The organism is Halobacterium sp. KA-6 (assembly GCF_021029015.1).
Taxonomy (GTDB): Archaea; Halobacteriota; Halobacteria; order Halobacteriales; family Halobacteriaceae; genus Halobacterium.
This window is the reverse complement of record NZ_JAJJZH010000003.1, coordinates 1-24,023: the sequence shown is the minus strand read 5'-3', so window position 1 is coordinate 24,023 and position 24,023 is coordinate 1. Positions and strand designations below refer to the sequence as shown.

General features: G+C 57.8%; 25 protein-coding genes and 2 pseudogenes. 13 read left to right on the top strand and 14 right to left on the bottom strand.

The window, feature by feature from the left end:
- Positions 1 to 15 precede the first annotated feature (15 nt).
- Positions 16 to 378 carry a hypothetical protein gene (locus LPA46_RS08065; RefSeq protein WP_230890274.1) on the bottom strand — a complete coding sequence of 121 codons (363 nt, stop codon included), beginning with the start codon at positions 376 to 378 and terminating at the stop codon, positions 16 to 18.
- On the bottom strand, positions 371 to 1,000 hold the full coding sequence (locus LPA46_RS08060; RefSeq protein ID WP_230890273.1) for a DUF7437 domain-containing protein: 630 nt from the start codon (positions 998 to 1,000) through the stop codon (positions 371 to 373). The genes LPA46_RS08065 and LPA46_RS08060 overlap by 8 nt, the downstream gene beginning before the upstream one ends.
- A gap of 179 nt (positions 1,001 to 1,179) precedes the next feature.
- Here LPA46_RS08060 and LPA46_RS08055 point away from each other — a divergent pair, with 179 nt between their 5' ends.
- Positions 1,180 to 1,581 carry a hypothetical protein gene (locus LPA46_RS08055; protein WP_230890272.1) on the top strand — a complete coding sequence of 134 codons (402 nt, stop codon included), beginning with the start codon at positions 1,180 to 1,182 and terminating at the stop codon, positions 1,579 to 1,581.
- Between the two features lie 58 nt (positions 1,582 to 1,639).
- On the opposite strand, the gene LPA46_RS08050 is transcribed toward LPA46_RS08055, so the two are convergent.
- From LPA46_RS08050 to LPA46_RS08020, 7 genes are all read right to left on the bottom strand, one after another.
- A complete protein-coding gene (locus LPA46_RS08050; protein ID WP_230890271.1) occupies positions 1,640 to 2,968 on the bottom strand; it encodes a hemolysin family protein in 1,329 nt (442 codons plus the stop codon).
- A gap of 85 nt (positions 2,969 to 3,053) precedes the next feature.
- Positions 3,054 to 3,839, bottom strand: a complete 786-nt coding sequence (locus LPA46_RS08045; RefSeq protein WP_230890270.1) for a phosphate ABC transporter ATP-binding protein — start codon at positions 3,837 to 3,839, stop codon at positions 3,054 to 3,056.
- Positions 3,836 to 4,696, bottom strand: coding sequence for a PstA family ABC transporter permease (locus LPA46_RS08040; protein ID WP_230890269.1), 861 nt, complete (start codon positions 4,694 to 4,696; stop codon positions 3,836 to 3,838). The genes LPA46_RS08045 and LPA46_RS08040 overlap by 4 nt, the downstream gene beginning before the upstream one ends.
- Positions 4,697 to 5,611 (bottom strand): phosphate ABC transporter permease subunit PstC, encoded by a 915-nt coding sequence (gene pstC / locus LPA46_RS08035; protein ID WP_230890268.1) that lies wholly within the window; start codon positions 5,609 to 5,611, stop codon positions 4,697 to 4,699.
- Positions 5,612 to 5,620: 9 nt separating this feature from the next.
- A complete protein-coding gene (locus tag LPA46_RS08030; RefSeq protein WP_230890267.1) occupies positions 5,621 to 6,598 on the bottom strand; it encodes a PstS family phosphate ABC transporter substrate-binding protein in 978 nt (325 codons plus the stop codon).
- A 343-nt stretch (positions 6,599 to 6,941) separates the two neighbouring features.
- Positions 6,942 to 7,637, bottom strand: a complete 696-nt coding sequence (locus tag LPA46_RS08025) for a hypothetical protein (protein ID WP_230890266.1) — start codon at positions 7,635 to 7,637, stop codon at positions 6,942 to 6,944.
- Between the two features lie 134 nt (positions 7,638 to 7,771).
- Entirely contained in the window at positions 7,772 to 8,560 is a 789-nt protein-coding gene (locus LPA46_RS08020; RefSeq protein WP_230890265.1) for a DNA methyltransferase, read from the bottom strand.
- A gap of 363 nt (positions 8,561 to 8,923) precedes the next feature.
- On the opposite strand from LPA46_RS08020, the gene LPA46_RS08015 reads away from it, so the two are divergent.
- From LPA46_RS08015 to LPA46_RS07985, 9 genes are all read left to right on the top strand, one after another.
- Positions 8,924 to 9,112, top strand: a complete 189-nt coding sequence (locus LPA46_RS08015) for a CbtB domain-containing protein (RefSeq protein WP_230890264.1) — start codon at positions 8,924 to 8,926, stop codon at positions 9,110 to 9,112.
- A gap of 2 nt (positions 9,113 to 9,114) precedes the next feature.
- Positions 9,115 to 9,885, top strand: a complete 771-nt coding sequence (locus LPA46_RS08010; RefSeq protein ID WP_230890263.1) for a CbtA family protein — start codon at positions 9,115 to 9,117, stop codon at positions 9,883 to 9,885.
- A complete protein-coding gene (locus LPA46_RS19090) occupies positions 9,885 to 10,238 on the top strand; it encodes a (2Fe-2S) ferredoxin domain-containing protein (RefSeq protein ID WP_230890262.1) in 354 nt (117 codons plus the stop codon). Before LPA46_RS08010 ends, LPA46_RS19090 begins: the two co-directional genes overlap by 1 nt.
- A gap of 164 nt (positions 10,239 to 10,402) precedes the next feature.
- Positions 10,403 to 10,915 carry a winged helix-turn-helix transcriptional regulator gene (locus LPA46_RS08005; RefSeq protein WP_230890261.1) on the top strand — a complete coding sequence of 171 codons (513 nt, stop codon included), beginning with the start codon at positions 10,403 to 10,405 and terminating at the stop codon, positions 10,913 to 10,915.
- 9 nt (positions 10,916 to 10,924) lie between these two features.
- A complete protein-coding gene (locus LPA46_RS19085; protein WP_442903403.1) occupies positions 10,925 to 11,227 on the top strand; it encodes a DUF7471 family protein in 303 nt (100 codons plus the stop codon).
- 113 nt (positions 11,228 to 11,340) lie between these two features.
- Entirely contained in the window at positions 11,341 to 11,979 is a 639-nt protein-coding gene (locus LPA46_RS08000; RefSeq protein WP_269073646.1) for a nitrous oxide reductase accessory protein NosL, read from the top strand.
- 1 nt (position 11,980) lies between these two features.
- On the top strand, positions 11,981 to 13,900 hold the full coding sequence (locus tag LPA46_RS07995; protein WP_230892081.1) for a NosD domain-containing protein: 1,920 nt from the start codon (positions 11,981 to 11,983) through the stop codon (positions 13,898 to 13,900).
- The gene (locus tag LPA46_RS07990) at positions 13,897 to 14,655 is read left to right on the top strand and encodes an ABC transporter ATP-binding protein (protein ID WP_230892080.1); all 759 of its coding nucleotides are present in this window, start codon (positions 13,897 to 13,899) and stop codon (positions 14,653 to 14,655) included. Before LPA46_RS07995 ends, LPA46_RS07990 begins: the two co-directional genes overlap by 4 nt.
- Positions 14,655 to 15,482 carry an ABC transporter permease gene (locus tag LPA46_RS07985; protein WP_230892079.1) on the top strand — a complete coding sequence of 276 codons (828 nt, stop codon included), beginning with the start codon at positions 14,655 to 14,657 and terminating at the stop codon, positions 15,480 to 15,482. Before LPA46_RS07990 ends, LPA46_RS07985 begins: the two co-directional genes overlap by 1 nt.
- Before the next feature lie 11 nt (positions 15,483 to 15,493).
- Here the strand turns inward: LPA46_RS07985 and LPA46_RS07980 are convergent.
- Positions 15,494 to 15,865: pseudogene (locus tag LPA46_RS07980) on the bottom strand (RNA-guided endonuclease InsQ/TnpB family protein); the annotation flags it as partial.
- Between the two features lie 319 nt (positions 15,866 to 16,184).
- On the opposite strand from LPA46_RS07980, the gene LPA46_RS07975 reads away from it, so the two are divergent.
- Positions 16,185 to 18,695 carry a PAS domain S-box protein gene (locus tag LPA46_RS07975; protein ID WP_230892078.1) on the top strand — a complete coding sequence of 837 codons (2,511 nt, stop codon included), beginning with the start codon at positions 16,185 to 16,187 and terminating at the stop codon, positions 18,693 to 18,695.
- A 286-nt stretch (positions 18,696 to 18,981) separates the two neighbouring features.
- On the opposite strand, the gene LPA46_RS07970 is transcribed toward LPA46_RS07975, so the two are convergent.
- A complete protein-coding gene (locus LPA46_RS07970) occupies positions 18,982 to 19,731 on the bottom strand; it encodes a sensor histidine kinase (protein ID WP_230892077.1) in 750 nt (249 codons plus the stop codon).
- 52 nt (positions 19,732 to 19,783) lie between these two features.
- Complete coding sequence (locus LPA46_RS07965; protein ID WP_230892076.1) at positions 19,784 to 20,674, bottom strand: histidine kinase N-terminal 7TM domain-containing protein; 891 nt, start codon at positions 20,672 to 20,674, stop codon at positions 19,784 to 19,786.
- Between the two features lie 491 nt (positions 20,675 to 21,165).
- On the opposite strand from LPA46_RS07965, the pseudogene LPA46_RS07960 reads away from it, so the two are divergent.
- A pseudogene (locus LPA46_RS07960) lies at positions 21,166 to 21,675 on the top strand (cbb3-type cytochrome c oxidase subunit I); the annotation flags it as partial.
- Between the two features lie 12 nt (positions 21,676 to 21,687).
- On the opposite strand, the gene LPA46_RS07955 reads toward LPA46_RS07960, so the two are convergent.
- Positions 21,688 to 22,941 (bottom strand): RNA-guided endonuclease InsQ/TnpB family protein, encoded by a 1,254-nt coding sequence (locus LPA46_RS07955; RefSeq protein WP_230892075.1) that lies wholly within the window; start codon positions 22,939 to 22,941, stop codon positions 21,688 to 21,690.
- A 140-nt stretch (positions 22,942 to 23,081) separates the two neighbouring features.
- On the opposite strand from LPA46_RS07955, the gene LPA46_RS07950 reads away from it, so the two are divergent.
- Positions 23,082 to 23,288 carry an SHOCT domain-containing protein gene (locus tag LPA46_RS07950; RefSeq protein WP_230890251.1) on the top strand — a complete coding sequence of 69 codons (207 nt, stop codon included), beginning with the start codon at positions 23,082 to 23,084 and terminating at the stop codon, positions 23,286 to 23,288.
- A 14-nt stretch (positions 23,289 to 23,302) separates the two neighbouring features.
- Here the strand turns inward: LPA46_RS07950 and LPA46_RS07945 are convergent, their stop codons facing one another.
- Positions 23,303 to 23,752 carry a universal stress protein gene (locus tag LPA46_RS07945; protein ID WP_230890250.1) on the bottom strand — a complete coding sequence of 150 codons (450 nt, stop codon included), beginning with the start codon at positions 23,750 to 23,752 and terminating at the stop codon, positions 23,303 to 23,305.
- Positions 23,753 to 24,023 lie beyond the last annotated feature (271 nt).

Genomic DNA, 24,023 nt, shown 5'->3' with positions numbered 1-24,023 from the left:
AGACGAGTAGGATACTTAGTAGTTAGTGATTTGTGGCAGCGAGTGTCGGCTTCCTCCCCGCCCACGGTGGGGCGGGGAATCCGCCTCGCTACCTAGTTTGAAGAACCCAGCCTGCAGCGCCTCGAATTGTTTCTCGGTCACGATATCTTCGAGATCGTATCGAAGGTCGCCCATCGACCCGGTGCCACGGACCGACTCGCGGCGAGTCATGGACACCGTTCCGAGTGTCTCCTCGCACGCTTCGATGAACGCCCGGTTATCCGCGGAGGGTGGAACCGTCACAGTGACAGTTCCGCTGTCAGTGCCACCGATGGTTCGGAGGAAGCTCGTATCTAGGAGAAGCGCTGTTGGGAACGGCGACGGATGGGCCTCACTCATCGGCGGGCTGGTACGGACCCTGCTCGATTGCTCGCTCGTGAGCGTCCACATCGAACGTAACGTCCTTGAGCGTCGGGTCGAAGTCCTTCACGACGACAAGCACTCGTTCAATTGCTTGCGTGACCGCAATAGCTTCGACAGCGGGAATGTCGAGATCATCGGCAACACCGCGGCGGGTCGTCTCACCCTGCAGATAGGTGATTGTGCCCATCACCGCCGGTGCTAGCGCTGCCTTCCCGTGACGGTCAACGTAGAGTTCGAGATCGTCGTCAACGCTTGTTGCCCCGTAGACGGCGATGATGGCGGGGCCGAATTCAAGGGTGATCTCATCGGTCCAGTCGCCACTCACAGGTTCGGCTCGCCAGAGTGCTGAGCCGTCCTGGTGTTCGTCCAGCTCCTCCGCGACGCCCAATTCCTCCAGCATGTTGGCGTACTTGTAGGCGGTACTTTTGGAGAAGTCCTGGCGTTCACGGGCTGCCGTGATTGTCGTTGGGGAGTTGATCAGGATGTCCGTGTAGAACCGCGCGAGTTCTGGGGTGCCCAGTAGCTCCTGGATGACGAAGAACCGATGGGCTGTATGTCCTGCATCCGGTGGCTGAACGGAGGCTGGGGCGTTCGACATATTCCATAGTACGCGAACTATGCACTAAGTGTTTTTGGGTCTCTTAGACAGAACTATGACCTGCTCAGGGCCCCAGAGGTAAGGACGCGCAACTCCAGTTACTATCTCCGGAGTCGCCCGTGCAGTATTTCGGCAAGACGGCCACAACCACTTACTTTCGTTATGATTGTTTGGTGGGCATGGAGGAGTTAGCCAAACGGACGGAGGCTGTCCTGAGGGAAGAGGTGGGTGAAGAGGCGATGATCGGAGTAAGTTATTACGACCGAGAAGGCGTCGGCCACGTTTTCCGTTCAGACTGGGCTGAACAGAAATACGAACCAGAGCAAGTCGACGAGATTGTCGAAGAATTACGGTTCGAGGCGTTAGGCCACGTCCTCCACGAAGAGCATCAGGAGGAGGAGCTACGGGCGACAGTGCGCGTGTATCAGGAAATGCTGGACGTTGCTGTGCCAACGAACGAGACGCATGGCGTCGCGTTCGCCCTTGATGCCAACGAGGACTTCAACATCCGAGAAGTGATCGACACCGTCGAAGACGCTCTTTCGGAGACAGAACCGACGACAACCCAATCCAACGATTAATATCCTCCCTCCCCCTTTGGCCGGGAAACCTCCTGCTGGCCGGGATTTGTCTGGCTACCTAGTTCGTCTCGTCGCTGCCGGATTCGAAGATTCGAAGCGACGAAATCCGTGATCCGTCGACGCCCGTCACCTCAAACCCGTACTTGTCGACTTCGACTCGGTCACCGACCTCTGGGGCACGGTCCAGTTGGTTGAGGACCAATCCGGCAGCCGTTTCGACTGCCGGATGTTCAAACTCTGCATCGAGCACGTCGTTAAGAGCGGCTAAGGAGACGCCTCCATCGACGTCGTAGCTGCCGTCCTCACGCCGACGAATCGACGGTTCGCGTTCACTGACGTCGAATTCATCACGTAGGTCGCCGACGACGGCTTCGACGACATCCTCGACGGTTGCAATCCCCTCAAAGGCGCCCCACTCGTCGATAACAGCGGCCATTTGCCGGTGTTCGGAGCGGAATTGCACTAACAGATCGTTGATGGTCGTGGTTTCGGGAACGATGAGGATGTCACGAGCGAGGTCGCTGGCCGTCGTTGTCCCTTCGCCCTCGCGCTCGCTTGCCTGCAGGAGGTCCTTGACGTCGACGAATCCGATTACTTGGGTGCGGTCGTCGGCCTCGACGACGGGGTAGCGCGTGTGACCCGCTTCGAAGACGGTGTCGCGGAGTTCCGACAGTGTGGCGTCGGCGGCCACGCTTACGACGTCCGGTTGGGGAATCATGACCTCGCGGACGGTGGTGTCGTCGAGTTCGAACACGCGCTCGATCATGGCGACTTCCGCGACGTCGATGTCGCCTTCCTCACCGGACTGTGCGAGGACGCGCCGGATTTCGCGTTCGCCGAGCGTTTCGTCGGACTCGGACGCTGGCGGAACGCCGAGGAATGCCGTGAACGCGTTGGCTGCGCCGTTGAACACGACGATGCCGGGGTAGAAGAGGTAGTAGAAGACCTTCATCGGCGGAGCGAGATACAGCGAAATCCGCTCAGTTTGGGCGATTGCGAACGTCTTCGGCGCGAGTTCACCGAAGACGACGTGCAGGAACGTGATGACGGTAAACCCAATCGCGACGGCCACCAGATGGATGAACGTTTCCGGGAGGAACGACCCCAAGACAGGTTCGATGAGGCCGGCTACCGCGGGTTCACCGGCCCACCCCAGGCCCAGTGAGGCGAGCGTAATCCCAAGTTGGGTGACCGCGAGGTAGTTGTCTAAGTCCACCATTACGTCCTGGAGGGCGCCGGCACCAGCACGGCCCTCCTCGACGAGTTGCTCGACGGAGGTCGCACGAACCCGAACGAAGGCGAACTCCGCAGCGACGAAGAATCCGTTCAACACCACGAGGAACAGTGCAACGCCGAGTTTCGCGGCGGATAAGCCAAGGTCAGCCATCAGAACCGCCCGTATCGAGAGCGAGTCAATCGATGAAGAGCCATATCAGTCCTTCCGCCGGGCACTCACAAAAATGGTCGTATCGCTACTGTGTGTCGACGATGGTCTCGCCGGCGATGAACTGCTCGGTGCGCTCGTTGTCGGGGTCCTCGAAGAATTTCTCCATGCCGGCTTTCTCCACGAGTTCGCCGAGGTAGAGGAAGACCACGGTGTCGGCGATGCGCTGGGATTGCTCCATACTGTGAGTCACCATCACGATGCTGTACTCCGATTTGAGCGTTTCGAGGGTGTCCTCGACCTCCTTCGCCGAAATCGGGTCGAGCGCCGAGGTAACCTCGTCGCAGAGCAACACGTCCGGATCCACGGCGAGCGAGCGGGCCAAGCAAAGCCGCTGGATCTGCCCGGCTGAGAGTCCCGCACCGGGTGCGTCGAGACGGTCGTGAACCTCGTCCCAGAGGTTCGCTTTCCGGAGGCTCGTCTCCACGAGTTCGTCCAGTTCTGCTTTCGAGTAATCGTCGTGGAGTTTCGCCCCGTAGGCCACGTTGTCGTAGATCGACATCGGTAGCGGCGTCGGCTTCTGGGGAACGTACCCCACTTTCCGCCGAATTTCGGGGACGGGCCGGTCCGTGTTGTAGAGGGGCTCGCCCTCGACGTACACGTCGCCCGACACCTCAGCGTTCGGCTCGATGTCGTGGAGACGATTGAGCGATTTCAGGAGTGTGGTCTTCCCACAGCCCGACGGACCGATGATGGTCGTTAGTTCGTTCTCTGCGAACCCGACGGAGACGCCCTTCAGCGCCTCGACGGGCTGGTCGCCGGTGTACGTTACGCGCAGGTCGTCGGTTTCGATGGCGATGTCTTTCTCGGTCATTCGCGTTGGCCTCCAGGTGTGTACCGGGCGAACCGCCCAGCGAGCAGCTTCGACGCACCGATGAGCGCCAACACAGCCACGATGAGTACGAACGAGGCCGCGTAAGCGTGCGAGCGCACCTCCGCGTTGAAGGAGGTTGCCTGCTGGAAGATGAGGATCGGCAGCGTCGTCGCCGGTTCAAGCAGGCCACCGGGCATCGAGGTGCTCCCACCGGCGGTGAACAGAACCGTTGCGGCGTCGCCGATACCGCGGGCGAATCCCATGATGACGCCGGCGATGACGCCAGGCAGCGCCGCGCGCGCTGCGACGCGGATAGTTTCGAAGCGGGTCGAGCCGAGCCCGTAGGTGGTCTCTTTCAGCTCGGTCGGAACCGAGCGCAGCGCTTCGTCAGTGTAGCGGGTGATGATTGGGTACTGGAAGATCGTGATCGAGAGGATGCCCGCCAGCATACTCGCGCGGGTACCCGCCGCGATCATGATTGTCAACACGAACACGCCGTAGACGATGGGAGGCGTCCCCCAGAGGACGTTCAGGAAGAGGTTGGCGTACTCCGCGAACCGCTTGCTGGAGTAGTCCGACTGGAGGTATATCGCGGTCGAAATCGCGAGCACCGTCGAGATAACCGTGGCGGGCACGACGATGAGTAGGCTCCCCAGAACCGCGTGCAGGAAGCCACCCGTCCCGTCGAGCATGTACGTTGAGCCGGGCGGCGTAACGACGATCGAGGGGTCGGCGAGCAGTGCGCCGCCGCCGCGGACGAGTGTCACGCCGACAACCAGCGCCAGCACGGCGAGTACGATTGCCGTTGCGGCACGTACGAGACCGTCGACGATTCGTTGTTCGGTGTAACGATCCATTTAGTACTGCCACCTCCGTTCGAGACGCCGCCGCAACAGCATCGCAGCGAAGTTGAACAGCCAAACGACGACGAGCAACAGCAGGCCGACGAAGATGAGTGCTGACTGGGTCAGCGGCAGCGACATCAACTCGCCGAAGTCGTTGACGATGACTGTTGTAAGCGTCTGGCCGGGCGAGAAAACACTCTCCGGGAGGACAGTTTGACTCCCGATGAGCATCGCCGGGACGATGGTCGCCCCGAACACGCGGCCGAAGCCCAGCAGGAGCGCCGAGAGGATGCCTGGCCCCGCCGCTCGCAGGAGGACGTGTTTCGTCACTTCCCAATCTGTTGCGCCCAGTGAGAGCGTCGCCTCACGGAGTTCGCGGGGGAGCGCTTCAAGGGACTCGACGGTCAGCGAGACGATGAACGGCGTCACGACAATGCTCATCACCAGACTCGCGGTGAGAATCCCCTGTCCAGCGCTGTCAGCGCCGAACGCCGGCGCGAGATAGTTCCTGACGAACGGCACCACGACGATGAGACCGACTAACCCGAAGACGACACCCGGAATCGCCGCCAACGCATCGACGAACGAGGAGATAATCGACTTCCACGGGTCAGTAGCGTACTCGGCGAGGTAGATGGCGGTGAGAATCGCTATCGGCGCCCCGATAACCATCGAAATCCCCGAAACGGCGAGCGTCCCGACGATGGCGGGCATGAAGCCAAACTGGTTTCGTGCCGGATCCCACGTCGCGGACGTGAGCAACTCAACGAGGGAGTACTGCGAGAGGATGGGCAGGGACTGCCAGACGAGTGTCGCCCCGATGAGCACGAAGACGAGAACGGCGAAGTAGCCCGCAGCGCGGAACCAGACGCTGCTCGCCCCCTCGACGGCCAACCGTCGGCGCAGTTTGGTGCTCTCGTTGCTCATCTAGGGTTCTCAGGCCCCGTCTTCGAGTTTCTGTTGGGCCTCTTCGAGGCGGCTCTGGTCCAGCGGCACGTAGCCGTTGTCCCGCACCATCGACTGACCGTCGGTGAGGACCCACTCGACGAACTGCTTCGAGGTGTCGTCGAAGCCGTTCTTCGACGCGAGGAACATTTCGCGGGCGGGCGGCGCCGGATACGTGCCGTCCTCGACCGCGGAGAGGAACTCGTCGCGAGAGCCATAGAAGGACTCGTCCTCGTCCAGGGTGTTGTTGTCGTTCAGGTCGAGGGGAACCGGGCGGACGTTCCCCGAGAGCTTGCCCGTCTCGAAGTCCCAGACGTAGTTCATATTGTTGAACGCGATGGCCGTGGGCTCCTGGCCGACGGCTTGTGCGACCTGCTGGTCGCCGTCGAAGTTCCCGTCGCTCTGATCGGAGAGATCGCTTTGGGTGTAGTCCCCGAGGAAGGTTGCCCACTTCTTGTACGCCGCGGAGGCGTCCGACCGCCCGTACACCGTAATCTCGGCGTCGGACTCGGCATCGACGACTTCGCCCCACGTCGTGACTTCACGGGTGAAGATGGCTTCTAGGTCCGCCCGGGAGAGGCCCTGTTCCTGAATCGCGTCGAGAACAGGGTTCTCCGGGTTGACCGAGCCGACGACGGTGTCGCGGAGCATCGGGACCGCGAAGAGGCCTTGCTCGCGCTCTTCTTGGGTGGGTGCGCGCCCCATCATCGCGACGTCGACCTGGTCGTTCAGTACGTCGGAGACGCCGACGCCGGTGCCGCCGCCGGAGATGTCGATGGAGACTTCGTTGTTCTGTTGGTACTGCTCCGCCCACACCTGCACCATCGGCAGGGGGCCGACACCGCCGGAGATACGGATCGAGTTCTGGCTGTCACCGCCACCGAGGATGCTAGAACAGCCGGCGAGCGACGCAACGGAACCGACGCCGAGCATCCGCAACGCGTCTCGGCGAGTGGGTGTTTCGTTCACTACCCAACTTCAAAGCGTATAGACGCAAAACCAGAGCCATGTCGGCTAAATTTTCGGCTAGTCGCTGTTTCACCCCATGGCTTGCCGCTACATCAGGTGTAGGACCATGAACAACCCGGGGTGAGCGACGGCTCAGCGGTGAATCGTCTCGGAACCACCCATCCAAACCAGTGATTATTGCCGGTGATTGGAATCATTGAGAATCCAACGCGTAAAGCAGCGCCAGCACCACCAACAACTCCGAATCGGTCAAGCAAAAGAAACGCATCTTCCCGAGCACTCACAGCGAACAAGCCCAACAAGGGCTGCCACCCCAACATCTAGCGGTGCTGTATACGCGACCTCAGTACTCTATCTCGTCGGCGATCACTTCTGCTGGAACTTTATCTGGATAGAGCGCGTATTTCTTCGGCCGTTCACTCCCGTCGGCATTCCGACCCTGGGACCGTGGCCGAATCCAGCCATCCTCTTCGCCCTGTCTGAGTGCATCAATCGTCGGAACAAAATACGCAGAGATCCGATTGAGGGGGAATGCTTTCTTCCGTTCTCGTGACGGCGCATCGCGTTCTTCCCGCCGTTTTACGTAGTCTGATTTGCCGCCCTTGAGCTCCTGGTGCCAGTGATAGAACGATCTATCGTCGTCATCATATTCTGGATCGCCATGCGCAACGATAAACCCGATTCCGGCGTTCTCACGAATACAATCCTCAATAGCAGTCTTGTCATTGAGATACATATCCCGCCGTTCATTCCCACTCGGCGTCGTCGTCGAGTGCGCCTTCAGGTCCCAAACGAAGTTTCGTTGATAGTCAAATTCAGTCGACCCAAAGGTCGGACCGACCCCTCCACCCAATTCGTCTTTCAGAGAGTGGAACGCTTTATATTCGAAATACCACCCCTGCCACTCCATCTGCTTCCAATTGTAATCGGCTTCCTTCAGTTCTCTAACCGCCTTCCGGCCATCAATTCGCTGCTGAAGAACCCGCTGGAGAACATCCAATATCGAAGTTGCTTCTTGTTCAACATCGTTGGCCAGCATACCGATGCCTAAAATCCGGATGTAGATAACAGTGTCCAATGGTTACTTGACCGACAGAGTGCGAAGGGGTGAGGACCGACTGCAGTGGGATGACCTCGAAAAGCCACCGAAGCGCGTTGTGGTTTTGTGGAACGCTAGAAATCGCTTAGAGAGGCGTGGTCGCTGTTGCGGTCCGGAAACACGTCGTCTTCGAGTGCGTCGACTGTCGACTCGAAGACTTCTCTCGCGTTCTCGTTCAGATCACCGAGGACCGCCTCTCGACCGAGGCCAGCTGCCCCAATTCCAACACTTCCTGACCCGGCTAACGGGTCGAACACTTTGTCTCCCGGTTCGGTGAAGTGTTCGAGTAGAACGCCGACGACCTCTAGTGGTAATCGCGTTGGATACTTTGGCATCTCTTTCATGTAATTCCGCGGGATATCCATTACCGAGAGATTCGCTTCGCCTTCCTGGCAGTGATCGAACGAACACTCATTCGTATAATACCAGTCGTCGTCCTTCACCATCCAGAACAACTCGTAGACGTTGTGAGCGGGGCGCTTCTTGCAGTATGGCGCGAAGTTATACGCCCAGTACAGTTTCCCCTCTAGACGCCAAGTATCGTGGTCGAGAACCATCTGGTGGAGCAGGTGGCTATTATCCATCCCCGAGAACACGATTGCCTGGCCGCTTGAAGAAGTGTTCTGTGCGAGAACGTCCAGTAACTTGTTTATCTTCGTCGAATACTCATTGGTCTCCCACTCGACATATCCGTCAACCACGCGCGACACGTCACGATTGTAGTTGCTGGCTTTACCGTCGAATTCAAGGCCAAATGGCGGATCGGAGATCGCAATATCGGCGTCTACATCAGTCCACTCCTCCATATCCTGCAATTCATAGACGAGATCCCCGCGAGACTTCGCGGAGGAGACATTACTCATATTCCCCGATTATGAGATGAGGGGATAAATTTGTTGTCGAATCATCCGATGATCTAATATCTAAGTTACATTTAGGTGGTTAGGTATCGGCTTTCTCTCCGAGGGCTTCGAGGTCTTCGCAGAGGGTCCTCCAGCCAGCCAAAATACTCGAGTAGGAATTCGCTGTTAGTACCACATTCCCAGAACAGTATATTAATGCGACAATACCAGCGCTTAGTCGGTAGTTCCACACAGTTGAGGCGGAATCTCCCCCAGGCGCATGAATTCGGCTGACATCGCGAGCTTGCGCGCCTCACGAAATGTTGGTTTCCTCCATCCAGAAGTTTTACAATCTAGGTTGATATATTGCAAATGTAGTTTAGAATGGCGACTGCTAGCAACACCGTTCACAGCCGACTCGAACAGGCCCGCATGGAACTCACACCGACGCAAGCCGCCGTCGCACTTGCGCTCATCGCCGCACTCGGATTCACACTACTGTTCGTACAACAGCCGATGCTGCACGACTCGATGCACAACTTCCGGCATGCAGCGGGCGTCACCTGCCACTAAATATGCTCACGGACTACGTGAAGCAAGGCGTGATGGCCGGCATCATCGCTGGACTGATATTCGGCCTCCTTATGGCACTCGTCGCCAACCCGCTCGTCGCGTTCGCTGACGAATTCGGGCACAGCGGCGACCATGCTGTCGACGATCACCACGACACGACGGCTGGGGGCCACCACGACAGTGCGGTGTCGATGTCCGTAACAAACGGTGTGAGCATTCTTTCCGGCGTTTTCTGGGGGGTGCTCTTAGGCGGCGTTGTGTTCGGCGTTGTCTACTACTTGCTTGAACCAGCGATTCCGGGCGCCGGGAGCACGAAAAGCTACCTGCTGGCCGCCGCCGGGTTTCTTACCGTCTCCGGCGCTCCCTGGCTTGTCCTCCCTCCACAGCCACCAGGGGTCGAACAAACACTCCCCACAGCAACACGCCTCCTCCTCTATGGCGGGATGATGGCTGCCGGTGCCCTCGCTAGCCTCCTCGCAGGGGTTATCTATAATCGGCTCCACGTGGCGCACCGTCGAGTTACCGCCGCAGCCGTCGCCGTCCTTCCAATTTGCTTGCTTGCGATTCCCGCTATGCTCGCACCACGTAACGCAGTGGAAACCACACTCCCATCTGAGCTCGCCGTCGGCGTAACCGGCCTAATCATCTTCGGACAAGCCGGTCTCTGGCTGCTCCTCGCTAACATCCACGCCCAGCTCCAGCGCCGGGCCGACATGAGAGACAGCGCTCAACCCACCGCCACTCAGCTTGACGGAGCGAGTACGCCAGAGTAATGCAATCGCGAACGAAGGACGTCCACGAAAACGGATTCACCGACCAAGTCATCGTCTGTACTCAGGCACGAGATGCGGACTTTGCATGCTGTGCAGGCGCGTTTGGCGACGACGTGTACGAGGCAGTCCAGGCTTGGCTGCGGGAGCGAGACGTGTTCTGGTCACACGTCTACGTTAGCGAAACGAGCTGTCTTGGCCTCTGCAGCGCCGATGGCGCCGCACTCGCAATCCAACCACGTGATCGGTGGTACTCGGACGTACAGCCGAATGATGTTCCGGCACTGCTTACACGCGAGTTCGGGGCGGACGCAACCCAATTAGGACCGAACAACGAAGCGCACGACGCCCACTAGGAGGCCAGCTCCCGCCGCTGGTGAACAGGGCCCCAAATATATTCTTTGGAGATGGACCAAAAGTCGTTTTTCTCGGTAGCGACCTAGATTATGTTACCCAAACATGCTTGCGTTCAGACGGTCGTTTTCAGCCGCCGGCGGAGCCAATCACGATAGTATCCCACATGCCTAACACTCGCGTCACAATCACGAATTCGATTGAGACACATCCCGGCCTCCATTTTAACGAGCTTGTTCGACGCCTCGAGCTTGCTCCGGGCCAACTCCAGTATCACATCAAGCAACTACAGTCCACCGAGGATGTTATTGCAGAATCGGTCTACGGGAAAACCCACTATTTTCCACCGGAATACAATCAATGGGAGCGGACGGCATTAGCGCTGCTTCGCCGGGAAACGGCTGGGGAGATCGTTGCCTATCTCTTGACTGAAGGGGATACGCCGCCTGCGGCCGTTGCGGAGGAGCTTGATATTGCTCGTAGTACCTTGGAGTGGCATTTGGATCGCCTCGTCGAACAAGGCTTGGTCGCGAAGCAGCGAGATATCTCGAACCGAGTAACTCTCAGTGTCCGGAATGCTGATCGAACGGTTGAGCTACTCCGTGAGGCCGATCCGACACTGGGCGAACGGATGGTTGATCGGTTTACCCGCTTGGTCGATAATCTCCTCGACGGGTGAATTCGCTCGATGTCTCATTGGATCCCAGCTCAGTACTGGCCGGTACTTGTAGTGGTGTTGGCGCTTGCGACGATCGGAACCGCCATCTTGTTCGGGATTGGCTTGAATGCGTATATTCAGCGTCGGTCTCGCCGATATCTACTCGTTTCGGGTGTCCTTGCACTACTTGTCGGGCGGACGATTGTCGGTATGGGGACGTTGTTCGGGTTGGTGCCGATGGTCTTCCACCACTTGATTGCGCACACGATAGATTTCTTGACCGCGGCGACGCTCCTGTATCTGGTTTACCAGTCGCCGGCGGATGCCTCGTAGTTGTTTGTGGTTCATTCCTCGAACAGATTCGAGTATTGTACCAGTACCGCTATACTATAGGCTGAGCCACATTCAGAGGTAATCCAGCCCCGCGCAACCACACCTGCCCACCTATGTCTCCACACTCACCCGACGAGCGCTGTCCAGACCACAACTCCCACCCACAGCAAACCACCTCGGCAAACGGTCGGACGCCACTCACACGACGGCAATTTGTTGTCGGAGCAACCACCGCGGTAACTGCTGGTCTCGCCGGCTGCCTCAATAGTGGCGGAAACAACGATGCACCGGCCCCAATTACAATTCCCACTACCGCCACGTGTGACGTCTGCGGAATGACGATCACACAGCAACCAGGGCCGACAGCTGAGATCTTCTACGCTAACGCACGGCCGAACGACCATGACAACCCTGCTCGCTTCGATAGCACATGGGAGGCGTTCCAATTCGACTTCCAGCACGATAACTGGACGCGTGAGGCGTTCTACGTCACGGACTACTCAGCCGTCAACTACGACATCCAAACTGATGGCGGCCAACAACTACTCTCCACACACTACGAGCAAGAAGCGTTCGCTGATGCAACTGATATCACGTACGTTGTAGGCTCGTCAGTCGTCGGTGCGATGGGAGAAGATCTGATCGGATTCTCCGACCGAACAGATGCCGAGGCGTTCCGGGAGAAGTACGGCGGCGACCTCGCCACCTTCGACGACGTGACGCCGAGCCTCATCTCGTCGCTCGGGATGTAGTATGCTCGGGCGTAGCCTGCCGGTCGTACTCGTTGTCGTTCTCGTCCTGTTGAGTTACTCGCTCGTGGTTCCGATAGGCGACACTATTGAACCGTCACAGTCCGGGAACACGTTCGACCTCGGACTGACCGACGAAACCATTCGGGAGGTCGAGCAACGCGACCTGTCGATTCCCCGCGTTCAAGTATACTATTCAAGCTACGAGTACGTCGTCGGCTTCAACACCATCGAATCATTCCTCGTTGAGCAGGATCGAGCGGGCCATCAACGACAGTTCGGGCAGCCAGTTGAAATCTTCGTCTCAGATTATGCAGGCACGAACGTCTCCCTCACCAAGGACGGCTACCTAACGGCATCTCATCATGTCGGCCTCGTCGACGCCGAAGACACGTTTGTCGTCGTCAACAGCCGTGCCCGACTTCCCAACGGGCCAGTCGCCGTGCCGTTTGCCGACCGTGACGCTGCGGACAAGTTCGCCAACGAGTACGGCGGCGACGTCGTTCCGTGGGAAGACGTAGCCGAGACCATTACTCCTGAGCAATCGCTCACCCGAGGCAATTTCCAGGCGGCCATGGATAATCGGTCCGCATGGGCAGACGCAACCGTCGCCACTGCCCGCAATCTCACCGACAGACCGACTTCTATTGTTGTCGGCGAGGACGCACCGTCGCTGGCTGCCGCAATTGATGCTGCACCACCGAATACGACCATTCGAGTGCCACCAGGAACGTATCGGACAGACGGACTTGCGGTGAATAAGTCACTGACGATTCTGGGGGTAGGCACAGACACTCGAATTCGCGGTGACGAGAACGGGACTGTCGTTCACGTCACCGCACCCCGGGTTGCGCTGGCGAACCTCAGTATTGACGGCGTCGGCGACGTCGGGAGCAGGCGCAGTATGTTGAATGCGTCCCGGCTCGAACAAGCCGGCTGGTCTGAGAATATCGAACTTGCGTATGGTCGCGGAGACGCCGCCGTACGGTTAGTTAATGCCTCCGCGTCAGCACTCACAGGGGTTCATATCGAGACGCCGTCGTCGGGCATCATCTCCCTCAATAGTAGCAACTCCGTCGTTCGTGATGTCGAACTGAACGTGACGGAAGGCGACGACGACGGATTCATGGGGTTGGTTGCGATGTACGGCCCACTGGTCGTCGAGGACAGCCAGTTTGCAGGCGGCCGCGACGGCGTGTACACGCATCGCGCCGACGGGATTGTGGTCCGCAACAACACATTCCAGAACAGCCGCTTCGGCGTCCACGAAATGTACACCTCCCGCTCGCTTGTCCGCAACAACACCGTCCGTGACACACGAACTGGAATTATCATCATGACACGACCGACAGGCAACATCGTCGTCGAGAACGACGTCCGCGCGTCGCAGGTTGGACTCTCGACTGCCGGGTCAAATTCCTACTACGCCGGCAACGTACTGACTGACAACGTCCGCGGCATCGACATCCTCGGCTTCCAGTCACTCATCAAGCGCAACACGATCACCGACAACACCGTCGGGATTCGCAGCGGCCCGGGACTCCCGACGAATCTTGTCACCGCAAACGACATCGTCGGCAACGAGCAGGCAGCGACAGCCGGCCTCGGTCCACTTCGCGTGTGGACCGTCGATGGCGAAGGGAACTACTGGGGGCCGATGCCGGGGGTAGACGGAGACGCTGACGGCTACTACGAGCGGTCGTTCCGCCCGAATAGCCCTATCGACGAACACCTGCACGACGCGCCGGGTGCGTGGACGCTCGCACAGTCGCCCGTAATTGCACTGGTCCGGAGCGTTCAGAACACCGTTCCGGGGCTGCGTTCAGCGGGTATCGTCGATACCGCTCCGCGAGTCACTCCGGTACAGCCCGAGACACTGGCCGCTACTCAAGCATCGAATAACTCGACGGAGGTGGCGACGTGACCGAACAAAACGCCCGTGACACGGACGAGCCAACACTCGCGTTCACGGACGCATCGTACGCGTTCGGAGACGTGACCGTCCTCAAAGAGGCATCCGTCGAACTCCAGTCGGGCAATTTCACAGCATTAGTCGGCCCGAATGGATCCGGGAAGACGACGCTCCTCGAGTTGTTCGCAGGCTTGCGGTCACTCGACACCGGGACAGTTACGCGGCCAACAGCATCGGGCCGAACTGTCGCATATCTACCGCAGACACCCGGCTTTCGGTCGGGGTTCACCGTCCGTGAGACACTGGGCTTCTACACGGATCTCGTGGAGGACAGTGCTGACCCTGACAGTCTGCTCGGTGAAGTCGGCCTCAATGACGCCGCCGGCCGTGGTGTAGATGAACTGTCGGGAGGTATGACTCGCCTCCTGGGCATCGCGCAAGCGCTCATCGGTGATCCACCCGTCGTCATTCTCGACGAGCCGACCAGCGGTCTGGATCCGGACGTCGCCGACCATATCTTCGACGTGATCGAGAGTGTCGCCAGCGACGGGCGTCTCGTCGTCACGGCGAGCCACGACCTCGCAGCTATTGAGACGCGCGCTGACCGCGCGTTGTTCCTCTCAAACGGCGAATTCGTTCTCGATGACGATCCCAAGAGAATTCTGGAGGCAACGGATACGGAGACACTACGGGAGGCGTTCGCGACGGTCTTTCGCACGGAAACTAGTGGTGTTACTCGTCCGGGTGCGAACGGAGGTGAGCGCTGATGCAGCGACGTGATCGCGTGTTCGCCATCATTGAGCGGGAACTCTGGACGCTCCTCCGAAACAGGGTAGTCATCGCTGTCGCCATCGGTTTCTTCGGTGTTATTGTCGGTCTTAGTGGGGTTTCGATGGGGTCTCCCGGCGGATATGTATCGCTAACCTATGACTTGCTACTGCCGGTGGAGGTCTTGATCCCGACGCTTGCGTTCGCGTACGTCTATCGGTCTATTCGTGGTGATGATGAACGCGGGGAGTTAGATGTTATCCGAACGTACGACGTCTCACGATTAGAATACGTTACAGGCGTTCTCATCGGACGGACCGCAGTCTTACTCGTCGTCGTACTCACGACACTCGGTGTCGCTGGCGTTGTTGCTAGTCAGGGGGCAACCCCTCCCGTCGAATTCTTTGCGACACACCAAGCAGGCGACACACCCGTCGTATACATCCGATTCATGGTGTTCGCTGCAATCTACACACTCGTTGCTTCCAGTATCGCACTCACCGTGTCTGCAGCAACACGAACGAACCGAGAAGCGATCGCCGCCGGTGTTGGCATGCTGCTCACCCTCGCAATTGGACTTGACCTTGCCGTAGTGACGCTCGTCTCAACGAACATCATCGACGCCGGCTCAATTGCCATTTTCACGGGCCTCAGCCCGGCAAGTGCGTTCCGTGGCCTCGTCCTAGAGATGGCAATCCAACCTGCGCTGGCGATCAACCCATCCGTCGCCACCGCTTCTCCACTTGCTAGCGCCATCTCCCTCCTTAGCTGGTTTGGAATTAGTACCGGCATTACAGTAGTCGCAGCATGGCCAGAAACAAGGTGAACTACCCCACTCTACTCGCTGACGGCTGACGCCGTTCGCTCATTTCTGGTGGGGCTTCCTGTTTCGATGACGCGCTTTCCAGACACCGACTCAACGCGAGCCGTGCCCGTGGGGAGCGCAGTCTCCACAGGCATTGATTCGGGCCATCCCAGCCCTAATGCAGCAAACCCGCGCTGCAACACGTTCATCGCCGCATTCGCGTCCCGGTCGACCTCGAATCCACACGATGGACAGGAGTGTTCTCGCACCCAGATCGGTTTGTCTGTTTCCACACCACACGACGCGCATTCTTTGGTCGTTCCTGCCGCTTCAACCTGCACGACGTGAGTGCCATACAGTTCGGCTTTGTATTCGAGCAAATTGAGGAACTGTCGCCACGCCGCCGTTACTCCTATCCGGCAGTGGGGTCGTGGTTCTGCCCTGCTGACTCGGAGGTATCTCAGTTGGTTTGCGTCGGTCACCACCCTGCACGCCTACCGAACACGTCAATCCATCCTGCGACGATTCACGCCCGTCCCCAGTGTGCGAATGAGACCCAACGCGTCTCGTCAACGCCGTGAGCGACGGGATTCTCTTGCCTAATCAAGATAGCATCTTAACGCATCTCCGCCACAACCGGTTTGTTCACCGGCGTGTTTTTACCTGTGGATCGCGTCAATTTATTAAATCTTCTCGGCAGGGTCGTCCGAGGACTACTCACCTATGTCTACAACCACTCCAATTCACGTCCTCCATGTCGATGATGAACCGGCCTTCGCGGAGATGGTCGCGGAGTTCCTCACTCGCGAAGATGACCAGATCGAGATCACAACGGCGACGAGCGCAGCTGACGGCCTGACGCATCTCGAAGACACCCACTTCGACTGTATCGTTTCCGACTACGACATGCCCGCACAGAACGGCATCGAGTTTCTCAACGCCGTTCGTGACACGCACCCGGACCTTCCGTTTATCCTCTTTACGGGCAAGGGCAGCGAGGAAATCGCCAGCGACGCCATTTCAGCTGGCGTCACCGACTACCTCCAAAAGGAAGGCGGTACTGGCCAGTACACACTCCTCGCACATCGAATCACGAACGCAGTCGCACAACACCGCTCCAAGCGAGAAATTGAAGCCAGTCAGGAACGCCTCTCACTGTTTTTCGAACAATCACCGCTCGGCGCGATCGAATGGACTGACGACTTCGATATCGCACGCATTAACGACACCGCTGAGGACATCCTCGGCTATGATGAAAACGAACTTGTCGGCAGCTCCTGGAATCGCCTCGTTCCAGACTCCCAGCACGACGACGTTGCCGACGTCTTCTCGGAACTGCTCACCGACTCGACAGCCTACGACATCGAACAAAAAACCGTCACAAAGAACGGTGAGCGACTTGTCTGCGAGTGGCATCACCGCGTCGTCAGAGACGAACTCGGGGACATCGTCACGATGTTCTCGAAATTCCAGGACGTCACCGACCGCGTCCAGCGCCAACAGAAACTCGCTAAAGAGCGCGCGTTCACTGAACAAGCACTCGACACCCTCGACGATGTCTTCTACGTGATAGATGCCGACGGTACGCTCACTCGCTGGAATGAACGAGTCGGTGACATCACCGGCTACTCCGACGTTGAACTTGACGGGCTGAACGCTCGCGAACTCTTCGCCGAAGACGACCACGCCCGTATTGAGGACGCGATCAGAACAGCGATCGATACGGGCGACGTGACGATTGAAGCCGCTGTGTTGAGCGCGTCTGGAGAGCAAATTCCGCATGAACTCACGGGGAAGCGACTGACTGACCCCCACGGCGAGTTTCTTGGGATCGTTGGGGTCGGTAGGGATCTGTCCGAGCGCAAAGAGCGGGAAGCAGAACTCCGGTTCGTTCACGACTTGCTGGATCGAACTGAACGCATCGCTGATGTGGGCGGCTGGGAGATCGATACGGAGACAGATGAGGTGTTCTGGACGGAGCATCTCTTCGACATGCTGGGCGTAGAGTACGAGAACGCGCCCTCGCTTGAGGAGGCGCTTAATGTCTACCTTGAGGAAGACCGGCCGCACGTTGCATCCGCGATTGAAGATGCGGTCGCGGCCGGCGAATCGTTCGATGTGGAGGCTCGGTTCCAGCGGCCAGACGGGGAGATTCGGTGGCTCCGGATTCAGGGCGAACCCGCACTGGAGGATGGTGAGGTTGTAACGCTTCGAGGAGCCGTCCGAGATATTACGGACTACAAAGAGCGTGAGCGTGACTTGGAACAGGCTCGCCGGGAATACGAGGAGTTGTTCAACGGAATGAACGACACCGGATGGGTGCTTGATCCAGATGGGACAATTCTGGCGGTCAACGATGCGGCCGTTGAGACATTAGGCTACTCTCGGGAAGAAATCCTGTCGATGACACCGCATGATTTTGACGCAGAGACACCTGATGCAGAGATTAGCCGGTTAATTGCGGACATGCCGGAGGATGAAACCCAGGTGATCGAAACGGTCCACGAGACGAAATCCGGAGAGCGAGTCCCGATTGAAATCAGTTCGAGCTTGATATCCTATGAGGGCCGGACAGTTGTGTTGAGTGTCGGCCGGGATATTTCGGACCGCAAGCAGCGTGAGGAGCAGTTAGAGCGGTTCGCTTCGATCGTGAGCCACGACCTCCGGAATCCGCTGAACGTGGCACAGGGCAATCTCGACCTCGCACAAGAAGACTGCGACAGCGACTTCCTTGATCAGGTAGCGCGGGCCCACGAACGGATGCAGACATTAATCGCGGATCTGCTCACTCTCGCACACGAGGGCAATCAGGTAAGTGATCTAGAGACGATTGACCTCCGTGCGCTCGCAGAAGACTGTTGGCAGACCGTCGAGACGGCGGACGCGACACTTCAGGTTGAAACCAACCTGCACATCCGTGCCGATCGCAGTCGCCTCAAGCAACTCCTTGAGAACCTCTTTCGGAATGCCGTCGAACATGGAGGTGAAGCGCCCACGATCACGATTGGCGACCACTCCAGCGGCTTCTATATCGCAGACGACGGTCCCGGAATCCCACCCACAGAACGCGAGCAAGCCCTCGAAACCGGCTACTCAACCACAACGGACGGAACGGGGCTCGGGCTGAGTATCGCCAACCAGATCGCCGACGCCCACAACTGGGAGATCACCCTCACCACCAGTGCAGACGACGGCCTGCGAGTTGAAATATCGAATATTAATGAAACTGAGTAATTGACATTCTCCCGGATAATGCCGGAGAGAGAGGGGCGTCAACTAGTCACATATCTTGCCTCGGCGAACGAAGTATAGTCAGGGGATTCCAGTTCTGAATCTGTAACACCCAAAGATCGGCCCCCAAGCCGGAACCAGAATGGGACACCACCGGTAGAGGCAGGCGAAGTACGATCGGTGACCATCGACACGTTGGACGATCAGGGCGATGGAATTACTGAGCCAGAAGTTAGGTAGCGCAGTTTTCCTGCGGTGTATACATCCCCTTGATGCTTGATTCAGATAATCACTCAGATGTTCGGCTTGAGGGCGTGTAGATCGGTAGTTCGACGACGAAGACGGAACCGGTAGGGTCGTTGTCTTCGACCCACACGTTACCATCGAATTGATCGGTTAACAGATGGACGAGATACAGTCCAATCCCGGACCCTGGGCTGTCTAGTCCCTTTTCTCCCTTCCCGAAGATCTGTGTTTTCTGGTTGTCAGGAATGCCCGGTCCATCATCCGCAATTCGGTACCGAACGGTCTCTGAATCTACTTCACAGGAGACGGTGATTTCAGGGGTCTCCTTATCGTTGTGTCGGACCGCATTTTCGAGGATATTCCGGAAAACCGATGACAGCATTTCATTTGCCTGCACGGATACATCGCAGAGCTCACCAGAGACATGGAACTGCGCGCTCGGGAATGAATCCCGTACTACAGCGAGTTCAGCGTCGACAAGCGGCTGTAGCTCGATTTCTTCCAATTCAGCAGAACCATTCTCTGACAACGATTCAACGAAATCGCGTGCGACCTCTGTAACTTGAATCACGTGCCGGGATTTATGTAACACGCGGTTCAGGGCGTCTTCCCCCTCTTCATCGACATGATCTTCGAGGATCTCCGCCCAACCGAGAACCACGGCCATATCGTTCCGGATGTCGTGTCGAACCACGCGATTCAGCGCTTCGAGCTGCTCGGTTTTCTCTTCGAGTCGCTGCCGGTAGGACTCACGCTCAGTGACGTCAGTAACTGTTACTAACTGTCCAGTCATCACCTCACCAGCTACGAATGGCGTACTCGAGACATCATAGTACCGTGTCTCGTCATCCTGCGTGATAGCCAGCACACCTTGGTTCGTGAACACCTTGGTTCGTGAGATGATCCGCAAGCCCGGTATGCACAGCCTCGAGCGGGTCGCCAAACGATCTCTCGAGCGCTGGGAAGAGTCGGCGAGCCGCTTGGTTGTAGTCCCGGATACAGGTCCCTTGATCGAGGAAGATCGCCGGTTTATCTGACTCGCCGGTAAGTCGGATTCCCTCAAAGCGCTGCCTGTAGAAGAAGAGTGTGCCGACGGCGAACAACGCGACTCCAGGTGGCTCGTACATTAGTGGGAGCAGCCAGTCGACGTGGCTGCCCATGATCGTTGCTATAGCTGGGAGTCCGGAGAGTCCAACGAGAACAACGAGCGGCCGGCTGTCACTGCCGGTATGATAGAACCGCTCCATCAGGATGAAGAATCCGACAGCGATAGCCGCATATGACAGCCCTAAGACGACCCAGTAGAGTAGTTGGTGGTGGATGACGAGGTGCGGGAATGGCTCAGTGACCCATTCAGTTGTGAAATAGAGATTGTGGAGTGGATTCGTGAGTTTGAGCGCGGTGAAAACGAGAAATATTCCGACGATTGCCTTTCGGAATGGGGTGTGACGTGGTGGGCGGCCGGTGTAGGCCGCACAGAAGTAAAGCCATGCCCCAACAGCGATGAACGCGAAGACAAACCCGAGAATATAGAACGCAAGTTTCCCCGGACGTGTCGGTGCGAGAAGATACCCGATATACCCCCCGGCCCACAGCGCAACCGAACCAAGAAAGACGATTAGTCCCTCCCGTGTTCCCGGATGCTGAATCTTCCGTGCTTGTGGAATCGACGTAACGCAGGCAATCGCAGACACGGCGAAAATAAGGATATGACCAAGGAGAAGAGACTCAATCATTCAGGTACGTGGCAGTCATCCGGCTGCAAGATAACTGTTTGGAAAGTGCGTGTTTAGGTAGAGGAATCCTCACCGTTCACGGCGGAGAGGAAGTCAAGAAGTACACAACACGGTTGTTCAATCAACGATTCGTCAAACCTGATGTGGTCGTCCTGGCGGACATTCGACAGGACCACCAAGACACACTTGGCAAGACACGACGCGATATCGCCCGTGCCTTCGCTCGGACAATCCCCCGGGACACACGTTGTCAACGGTGAAGACGCAGGAGCAGTCTTAGACGAGATGCTTGATGAGGAGTCCCCCGTACTATTGATGCGAAACACCGTCGATGAATTCATTCGAGACCTGAAAATCGAAATCTCGGAACGCGCTCAACAGGTCGCGATTGACGACTCAGACTAGCTCTCAGTTCGGTCTTCGAGAATCTGGCCGTGGTTCGAATATATTCGCGACAATCTTGAACGGTACTAGGGAAGGAACGACCCCGTATGCCAGCTGGAATGGGGCAGCTCACACTCACAGTTGTTACCGCCCTCCTTCTGTTTGGGGTCGCTTGGACGGTCGCAAATCTTGAAAATTGGCGTTCGTACTCGCCATTTGGGGGTTCTGGCGCGTATCACCAAGGACACGAACACACCCACGCAGAGAAACCAGCCGGAATCGTCCGGTGGCTAACGACGGTGGATCACAAAGATATCGGCATCCTCTATGGCGCATTCGCCATCCTGTCGTTTGCATGGGGTGGCGTTGCCGTCCTCCTGATGCGGACAGAATTGTTGACGCCGCCGATCGACGTGCTCTCCTCCTCGATGTACAACGCCTTGATGACGACGCACGGGATCACGATGTTGTTCTTGTTCGGAACGCCGATTCTCGCAGCGGTCGCAAACTACGTGATTCCATTATTGATCGGGGCCGATGACATGGCGTTCCCTCGAATTAACGCGATTGCGTTCTGGTTGTTGCCCCCAGGCACCCTCCTCATCTGGGCTGGCGTCAGGAACCCACGACTAAAGTCGTGGGCTTGTCAGTGGACTCCCGGTCGAACCACTACTCGTGGTCGGTGAAAACTCACCGTTCCCGGTCACCGTCCCTGACTTCAGCGCCACCTGACAGTTGGCGCGTCCAGCCCCAGACTTGAGCCAGTGCTGGAGAAGCCGCCATCCGATATTCCGCGCAGCATTATAGTCGGCGTGCAGTTCTTTCCCACACTTCAGGCACTCGAAGGCGTCACCATCACGATTGTCCTCGTGGGTGAACCCGCATTCGGAGTGACTGCACCGCTGACTCGTGTACTGTGGGCGGACATCGTCAACTAGAATTCCATGGTCTTCGGCTTTGTACGTGACAAATTCCTGCAGTTGCTTGAACGCCCACTGCTGGAATTTACTGGCGTTCGAAATCCCCTCGCGGATCTGCTTCAAGTTCTCGATTGCAATCGCGTCACAGTCGTGGCGCCGCGCTTCACACACAACCGCGAGTGCGACTCGATGCAAGTAGTCCTCACCCCAATTCCTGAACCGATTCCCAATCGACTGGATCGTGAGGTGTGCCGACCGCGTCCCCGTCTGTTGTAGATTGCTGCGCTTGCGCTCGTACACGTCCCGCTTGTGATTGAGGAAATCGGCGTTGCCGAGGAACGCGCCGGTGCTGGTGACTGCCAGATAGCCGTCAACGTTGAAGTCGACGCCGAGAACCGTTCCGTTCTCGACTGTCGACGTGTCCGTCTCTGGCTCTTGCTGGAAGTTCACGTGCAGGTAGTACGTGTCGTCGCGCTTGTGCAGTGTCGCACTGGATTTCTCCCACTCGTCGCTGTTCCAGTACGTCTCGAAGGGCGTGTTACTCGTGTCTTCGGGAAAGACGTATTCAGCAGTGACGCGACCGTCAATTGTTGAGAGGGTGCAGTGGTCGTCGTTGAACGTGATGGTTCGGCTATCGTAGATGATCACGGAGCCACGGAACGTGGGCTTGCTGATCGCTTGGTCTTCCTCAAAATAGAGTTCCTTGCAGGAATCCAGGGCTTCTGCCGCAAGCGATCGGGCGGCTTGGACGTGGTTGGCGACGAGATCGGTTTGCTCGCGGACATCGTCGTAGGTGGCGTCGTTGAGTTCCGATTTACTGTCGATGATGTTCGCGGGATTGTCGCTCCAGCCGTAGTCTGCCACGGATTGTGCTGCCTGTCGGAACTGCTCGAACGTCGCATCAAGGAGTACGTCTCCATCGTTGCGGACGTTGAGTTTCACCTCGCAGTTCCGATTCAGCATGTGGTTCAAATGCAGAGCCAGTATTATTTAAGAGGAATGGTTCACGTTGGGGAGTCCGCCTGTCGGTATTCGTTGATTGTGATCCAAGCGTGTCAGCTTCCTCCCACGACTCAAGTCGTGGGTTTCCGCCTTGAACTTCTATGATGCTGTTTGGTCTCCTGTGGGTGGCACTCCTCATCGGCCTCCCGGTATATCTCGTCTACTGGCTTGGAACGCGGTCGCAATCAGACGGCACTACCGAGGATAGCGCACTCGCGGTCCTCCAAGAGCGGTACGCCCGTGGCGAGATCGACGACGAAGAATTCGACCGCCGCCGCGCCCGTCTCACACTTGATGAGAGACGGTAGCGAACGCCCGTTCGCTACTGACTGACTTCGGTTTTGACGACGGTTGCTGGGCGGGTGGTCAAGCGGAGGACGCGGTCGGTGACACTTCCGAGCAGCGCGCGATACTCTTCTGGGCGGCGTTTGGTGCCGAGCACGAGCAAGTCCACGTCGTGGTCGTCAGCATACTCGACGATGGTTTCGGCAGGATAACCGTGCTGTATCGCCGTTTCGACGTCGACACCTGCCTCCGACGCTCGACTACGGAGGTCAGAGAGCGTCTCCTCGCCGAGTTCTTCGAGACCGTGTTCAGGACCTTCGGCTTCGTCAACGTACTCGTCACCACTGTATGCAGTTACAACATCCTCATCGACGACGTAAAGCACGTGAAGGACAGCGTCGTGAGCGGCAGCGAGGTCAAGAGCGTGCGCTTCAGCCTGTTCCGACGCAACTGTGCCATCCGTCGACAGTAGAATCCGATCGTACATTCAGTCGAATTTCAAACGCGTGACCGATAAAGTCAGCTTTCAATCCCGCCGCTCAAAAACCAGAATAGCGTCGTCTACTCAAGCAGGCCGAGTTCGGTGAGTCGGTCCTTGACGTGTGCCAGCGCGTGCTGGGCGTCCTCAGGTTCAGTACATCACAAAGCCGCTTAGTTAGAACGTCTGCTTGCTGAAGGTGTGTCTACGACCCAGCAAGCAGACAGTGAGATTCACGAGGACCAGCTCCTTAACTTCCTCGTCAACTGCCTTGACGAGG

Excerpts from the sequence above, each read along its gene's own strand:
- LPA46_RS08065 (WP_230890274.1), bottom strand. The coding sequence starts at position 378 with ATGAGTGAGGCCCATCCGTCGCCGTTCCCAACAGCGCTTCTCCTAGAT.
- LPA46_RS08005 (WP_230890261.1), top strand. The coding sequence starts at position 10,403 with ATGCCTAACACTCGCGTCACAATCACGAATTCGATTGAGACACATCCC.
- LPA46_RS19090 (WP_230890262.1), top strand. The coding sequence starts at position 9,885 with ATGCAATCGCGAACGAAGGACGTCCACGAAAACGGATTCACCGACCAA.
- LPA46_RS08055 (WP_230890272.1), top strand. The coding sequence starts at position 1,180 with ATGGAGGAGTTAGCCAAACGGACGGAGGCTGTCCTGAGGGAAGAGGTG.
- LPA46_RS08045 (WP_230890270.1), bottom strand. The coding sequence starts at position 3,839 with ATGACCGAGAAAGACATCGCCATCGAAACCGACGACCTGCGCGTAACG.
- LPA46_RS08060 (WP_230890273.1), bottom strand. The coding sequence starts at position 1,000 with ATGTCGAACGCCCCAGCCTCCGTTCAGCCACCGGATGCAGGACATACA.
- LPA46_RS07955 (WP_230892075.1), bottom strand. The coding sequence starts at position 22,941 with ATGCTGAATCGGAACTGCGAGGTGAAACTCAACGTCCGCAACGATGGA.
- pstC (WP_230890268.1), bottom strand. The coding sequence starts at position 5,611 with ATGAGCAACGAGAGCACCAAACTGCGCCGACGGTTGGCCGTCGAGGGG.
- LPA46_RS08025 (WP_230890266.1), bottom strand. The coding sequence starts at position 7,637 with ATGCTGGCCAACGATGTTGAACAAGAAGCAACTTCGATATTGGATGTT.
- LPA46_RS07950 (WP_230890251.1), top strand. The coding sequence starts at position 23,082 with ATGATGCTGTTTGGTCTCCTGTGGGTGGCACTCCTCATCGGCCTCCCG.
- LPA46_RS08015 (WP_230890264.1), top strand. The coding sequence starts at position 8,924 with ATGGCGACTGCTAGCAACACCGTTCACAGCCGACTCGAACAGGCCCGC.
- LPA46_RS08020 (WP_230890265.1), bottom strand. The coding sequence starts at position 8,560 with ATGAGTAATGTCTCCTCCGCGAAGTCTCGCGGGGATCTCGTCTATGAA.
- LPA46_RS07975 (WP_230892078.1), top strand. The coding sequence starts at position 16,185 with ATGTCTACAACCACTCCAATTCACGTCCTCCATGTCGATGATGAACCG.
- LPA46_RS07985 (WP_230892079.1), top strand. The coding sequence starts at position 14,655 with ATGCAGCGACGTGATCGCGTGTTCGCCATCATTGAGCGGGAACTCTGG.
- LPA46_RS08000 (WP_269073646.1), top strand. The coding sequence starts at position 11,341 with ATGTCTCCACACTCACCCGACGAGCGCTGTCCAGACCACAACTCCCAC.
- LPA46_RS08010 (WP_230890263.1), top strand. The coding sequence starts at position 9,115 with ATGCTCACGGACTACGTGAAGCAAGGCGTGATGGCCGGCATCATCGCT.
- LPA46_RS07970 (WP_230892077.1), bottom strand. The coding sequence starts at position 19,731 with ATGACTGGACAGTTAGTAACAGTTACTGACGTCACTGAGCGTGAGTCC.
- LPA46_RS08040 (WP_230890269.1), bottom strand. The coding sequence starts at position 4,696 with ATGGATCGTTACACCGAACAACGAATCGTCGACGGTCTCGTACGTGCC.
- LPA46_RS07965 (WP_230892076.1), bottom strand. The coding sequence starts at position 20,674 with ATGATTGAGTCTCTTCTCCTTGGTCATATCCTTATTTTCGCCGTGTCT.
- LPA46_RS07995 (WP_230892081.1), top strand. The coding sequence starts at position 11,981 with ATGCTCGGGCGTAGCCTGCCGGTCGTACTCGTTGTCGTTCTCGTCCTG.
- LPA46_RS07945 (WP_230890250.1), bottom strand. The coding sequence starts at position 23,752 with ATGTACGATCGGATTCTACTGTCGACGGATGGCACAGTTGCGTCGGAA.
- LPA46_RS08050 (WP_230890271.1), bottom strand. The coding sequence starts at position 2,968 with ATGGCTGACCTTGGCTTATCCGCCGCGAAACTCGGCGTTGCACTGTTC.
- LPA46_RS19085 (WP_442903403.1), top strand. The coding sequence starts at position 10,925 with ATGTCTCATTGGATCCCAGCTCAGTACTGGCCGGTACTTGTAGTGGTG.